This is a genomic window from Geodermatophilus maliterrae (assembly GCF_041018925.1).
GTDB lineage: Bacteria > Actinomycetota > Actinomycetes > Mycobacteriales > Geodermatophilaceae > Geodermatophilus > Geodermatophilus maliterrae.
The window spans coordinates 1-5,621 of sequence record NZ_JBFNXQ010000167.1 but is presented as its reverse complement, the minus strand read 5'-3'; the positions used below and the strand labels follow the sequence as shown (position 1 = coordinate 5,621).

Sequence of the window (5,621 nt, the reverse complement as noted above, 5' to 3'; positions counted from 1 at the left end):
GGAATGGTTGTCCGGCGGTGTCCTACTCTCCCACCCCGTCTCCAGGGCAGTACCATCGGCGCTGAGAGGCTTAGCTTCCGGGTTCGGAAAGGGACCGGGCGTTTCCCTCTCGCCATGACCGCCGTAACACTGCGAACGACTTCTCCACGCCCGCCCCGGGCGCACCCGCACGGGGCGGGCGCCGGGGGTGGTTGGATGCGTTCAGAACCGCACAGTGGACGCGAGACACCCTCACCAACGTTTCTTGACCGGTGCAGGTGTGTGGTCAAGCCCTCGGCCTGTTAGTACCGGTCAGCTGCACACCTTGCGGTGCTTCCACTTCCGGCCTATCAACCCGCTGGTCTGGGCGGGGGCCTTACCCCATTGACTGGGTGAGAGACCTCATCTCGAAGCGAGCTTCCCGCTTAGATGCTTTCAGCGGTTATCCCTGCCGAACGTAGCCAACCAGCAGTGCACCTGGCGGTACAACTGGCACACCAGAGGTTCGTCCGTCCCGGTCCTCTCGTACTAGGGACAGCTCTTCTCAAGTCTCTTACGCGCGCGGCGGATAGGGACCGAACTGTCTCACGACGTTCTAAACCCAGCTCGCGTACCGCTTTAATGGGCGAACAGCCCAACCCTTGGGACCTACTCCAGCCCCAGGATGCGACGAGCCGACATCGAGGTGCCAAACCATCCCGTCGATATGGACTCTTGGGGAAGATCAGCCTGTTATCCCCGGGGTACCTTTTATCCGTTGAGCGACACCGCTTCCACCTGCCGGTGCCGGGTCACTAGTCCCAGCTTTCGCTCCTGCTCGACCCGTCGGTCTCACAGTCAAGCTCCCTTGTGCACTTGCACTCGACACCTGATTGCCAACCAGGCTGAGGGAACCTTTGGGCGCCTCCGTTACATTTTAGGAGGCAACCGCCCCAGTTAAACTACCCACCTGACACTGTTCCTGATCCGGATCACGGACCGAGGTTAGACATCCAATTCGACCAGAGTGGTATTTCAACGGCGACTCCACCGACACTGGCGTGCCGGCCTCACAGTCTCCCACCTATCCTACACAAGCCGAACCGAACACCAATATCAAGCTGTAGTGAAGGTCCCGGGGTCTTTCCGTCCTGCCGCGCGTAACGAGCATCTTTACTCGTAGTGCAATTTCGCCGAGCCTGTGGTTGAGACAGCTGAGAAGTCGTTACGCCATTCGTGCAGGTCGGAACTTACCCGACAAGGAATTTCGCTACCTTAGGATGGTTATAGTTACCACCGCCGTTTACTGGCGCTTGAGTTCTGAGCTTCGCACACCCCGAAGAGCGCACTAACCCGTCCCCTTAACGTTCCAGCACCGGGCAGGCGTCAGTCCGTATACATCGTCTTACGACTTCGCACGGACCTGTGTTTTTAGTAAACAGTCGCTTCTCACTGGTCTCTGCGGCCGGCCGGTGCTGCCCACTGCAAGAGTGTTCACACCCACCGGCCCCCCTTCTCCCGAAGTTACGGGGGCATTTTGCCGAGTTCCTTAACCACAGTTCGCTCGATCGCCTCGGTATTCTCTACCTGACCACCTGAGTTGGTTTGGGGTACGGGCCGCTCGGAACTCGCTAGAGGCTTTTCTCGGCAGCATAGGATCATCGGATTCGCCTCATTCGGCTATGCGTCAGGCCTCACCCTGCATGCTCCGCGGATTTACCTACGGAACGGGCCACACCCTTGCACCGGTACTACCACTCACCGGCCCGACTACCTTCCTGCGTCACCCCATCGCTTGCCTACTACCAGCTCGGGTCCCCAGCTACTCCCGGCCACCGTCCGAAGACGATCACCGGTTTCGGTGGGTCAGCATCACTGGGTCCGGCATGGGCGTTCCTTCGCGGGTACGGGAATATCAACCCGTTGTCCATCGACTACGCCTGTCGGCCTCGCCTTAGGTCCCGACTCACCCTGGGCGGATTAGCCTGGCCCAGGAACCCTTGGTCTTCCGGCGGGGGAGGTTCTCACTCCCCTCTCGCTACTCATGCCTGCATTCTCACTCGCATGGCGTCCACGGCTGGATCACTCCGCCGCTTCACCCGCCACACGACGCTCCCCTACCCACCCCACCACCTGGCCCCCCATCCGAAGATGGGAGACAGGATCACGGCGGAGTGCCACGGCTTCGGCGGTGTGCTTGAGCCCCGCTACATTGTCGGCGCGGAACCACTTGACCAGTGAGCTATTACGCACTCTTTCAAGGATGGCTGCTTCTAAGCCAACCTCCTGGTTGTCTCTGCGATCCCACATCCTTTTCCACTTAGCACACGCTTAGGGGCCTTAGCCGATGATCTGGGCTGTTTCCCTCTCGACTACGAACCTTATCGCCCGCAGTCTCACTGCCACGCTCTCACTTACCGGCATTCGGAGTTTGGTTGACGTCAGTAACCTTGTGGGGCCCATCGGCCATCCAGTGCTCTACCTCCGGCAAGAAACACGCAACGCTGCACCTAAATGCATTTCGGGGAGAACCAGCTATCACCGAGTTTGATTGGCCTTTCACCCCTACCCACAGCTCATCCCCCAGGTTTTCAACCCTGGTGGGTTCGGTCCTCCACGCGGTCTTACCCGCGCTTCAACCTGGCCATGGGTAGATCACTCGGCTTCGGGTCTAGGACACGCGACTGGAACCGCCCTGTTCGGACTCGCTTTCGCTACGGCTACCCCCCACGGGTTAACCTCGCCACGTACCACTAACTCGCAGGCTCATTCTTCAAAAGGCACGCAATCACCGCCGCACACCCGAAGTGCGCGCTTCACGGCTCTCACGGCTTGTAGGCACACGGTTTCAGGTACTATTTCACTCCCCTCCCGGGGTACTTTTCACCTTTCCCTCACGGTACTCGTCCGCTATCGGTCACCAGGGAGTATTCAGGCTTAGCGGGTGGTCCCGCCAGATTCACACCGAATTCCACGGGCTCGGTGCTACTTGGGATACGACTCGGGAGGTGCAGCATTTTCGGGTACGGGGCTCTCACCCTCTCCGGCGACCCCTTCCAGAGGCCTTCCCCTAACACATGCACTTTCTCACTCCCCGCCGGTCCGGCAGAACCAGCAGAATCGTCCCACGACCCCGACCACACAACGCCTGCCGGCTGTCACATGCGATCGGTTTAGCCTCATCCGCTTTCGCTCGCCACTACTCACGGAATCACGGTTGTTTTCTCTTCCTGTGGGTACTGAGATGTTTCACTTCCCCACGTTCCCTCCACACGCCCTATGTGTTCAGGCGCGGGTCACACCACATGACTGGTGCGGGGTTCCCCCATTCGGACACCCTCGGATCAACGCTCGGTTGGCAGCTCCCCGAGGCATATCGCAGCCTCCCACGTCCTTCATCGGCTCCTGGTGCCCAGGCATCCACCGTGTGCCCTCAACATCTTGGCCACACAAAAACCCCACCCACACACCCTCAGGGCGCGCAGGCGGGACACCTACAAGAAACTCGACACCACACGGATCCCTCCGGCGCACCGGAGACATCCACGCAGAGTCAAAAGATGCTCGCGTCCACTGTGCAGTTCTCAACGACCAACCAGCCACCCCCCGACGACCCCACCCGACCCCCGACCCGCCACAGGTGATGACCACCCACGACCGGCGAGGCGATGTGGAACCAGGAAGGCCCCGGACCAGAGACAACCACCCCCCACCGGATCACTCCGGCCCAGGGGGTCCGTTCCCTCAGGACCCAACAGCGTGCCTACGACCCCCACCCCCGTGCCCGACCCCGTTCCACACCCACCCCGCGAAGGGAAGGGCCGTACTGGGAGCCGGCCACGAGCCGGCGGCCGAACTGGTCAGCGTTCCACCCTCGAGCACCACCCCACCAACCCGCAGCTCCTCACGGTCGAGGAACCGTCTCGTGCTGGGCGCGGCTCTGCACCGACAGACGCATGTCCGCCGGCCAGCTGCTCCTTAGAAAGGAGGTGATCCAGCCGCACCTTCCGGTACGGCTACCTTGTTACGACTTCGTCCCAATCGCCGATCCCGCCTTCGACGGCTCCCTCCCACAAGGGGTTGGGCCACCGGCTTCGGGCGTTACCGACTTTCGTGACGTGACGGGCGGTGTGTACAAGGCCCGGGAACGTATTCACCGCAGCGTTGCTGATCTGCGATTACTAGCGACTCCAACTTCATGGGGTCGAGTTGCAGACCCCAATCCGAACTGAGACCGGCTTTTTGGGATTCGCTCCACCTCGCGGTATCGCAGCCCTTTGTACCGGCCATTGTAGCATGTTTGCAGCCCTAGACATAAGGGGCATGATGATTTGACGTCATCCCCACCTTCCTCCGAGTTGACCCCGGCAGTCTCCCATGAGTCCCCACCATCACGTGCTGGCAACATGGAACGAGGGTTGCGCTCGTTGCGGGACTTAACCCAACATCTCACGACACGAGCTGACGACAACCATGCACCACCTGTGCACGACGCCAAAGGCACCCCGCATCTCTGCGAGATTTCCGTGCATGTCAAGCCTAGGTAAGGTTCTTCGCGTTGCATCGAATTAAGCAACATGCTCCGCCGCTTGTGCGGGCCCCCGTCAATTCCTTTGAGTTTTAGCCTTGCGGCCGTACTCCCCAGGCGGGGCGCTTAATGCGTTAGCTGCGGCACGGAGACCGTGGAATGGCCCCCACACCTAGCGCCCAACGTTTACGGCGTGGACTACCAGGGTATCTAATCCTGTTCGCTCCCCACGCTTTCGCTCCTCAGCGTCAGTATCGGCCCAGAGACCCGCCTTCGCCACCGGTGTTCCTCCTGATATCTGCGCATTTCACCGCTACACCAGGAATTCCAGTCTCCCCTGCCGAACTCAAGTCCGCCCGTATCGACTGCAGGCCTGAGGTTGAGCCTCAGGTTTTCACAGCCGACGCGACGAACCGCCTACGAGCTCTTTACGCCCAATAATTCCGGACAACGCTTGCACCCTACGTATTACCGCGGCTGCTGGCACGTAGTTGGCCGGTGCTTCTTCTGCAGGTACCGTCACCTTCCGGCTTCGTCCCTGCTGAAAGAGGTTTACAACCCGAAGGCCGTCATCCCCCACGCGGCGTCGCTGCGTCAGGCTTCCGCCCATTGCGCAATATTCCCCACTGCTGCCTCCCGTAGGAGTCTGGGCCGTGTCTCAGTCCCAGTGTGGCCGGTCACCCTCTCAGGCCGGCTACCCGTCGTCGCCTTGGTAGGCCACTACCCCACCAACAAGCTGATAGGCCGCGGGCCCATCCCCAGCCGGAAACCCTTTCCACCACCAGACCATGCGGCCAGCAGAGGACATCCGGTATTAGCCCCAATTTCTTGGAGTTATCCCAGAGCCGGGGGCAGGTTGCCCACGTGTTACTCACCCGTTCGCCACTGAACCCACCACCGAAGCGGCAAGCCCCGTTCGACTTGCATGTGTTAAGCACGCCGCCAGCGTTCGTCCTGAGCCAGGATCAAACTCTCCGTAGATGAATCTGACACCAGGCCGAGAACCGAGACCTGACAGATCTCGATCACACAACCTCAAAGAAACCCACAACCCGACCGGACAAACCGACCAGGCCACGGGGCAAAACATGGCACTGACTTTCGGCACGCTGTTGAGTTCTCAAGGAACGGACGC

The 5,621-nt window shown here is 60.6% G+C and carries 3 rRNA genes; all 3 read right to left on the bottom strand.

The annotated features are described in order from the left end of the window. Positions 1-9 precede the first annotated feature (9 nt). Positions 10-126: ribosomal RNA gene (rrf, locus tag ABQ292_RS25870) — 5S ribosomal RNA — on the bottom strand. Between the two features lie 135 nt (positions 127-261). Next, positions 262-3,405 (bottom strand): 23S ribosomal RNA (locus ABQ292_RS25865). A 535-nt stretch (positions 3,406-3,940) separates the two neighbouring features. Further along, positions 3,941-5,467: ribosomal RNA gene (locus ABQ292_RS25860) — 16S ribosomal RNA — on the bottom strand. The 16S, 23S and 5S rRNA genes sit together here, the layout of an rRNA operon. Positions 5,468-5,621: the final 154 nt, after the last annotated feature.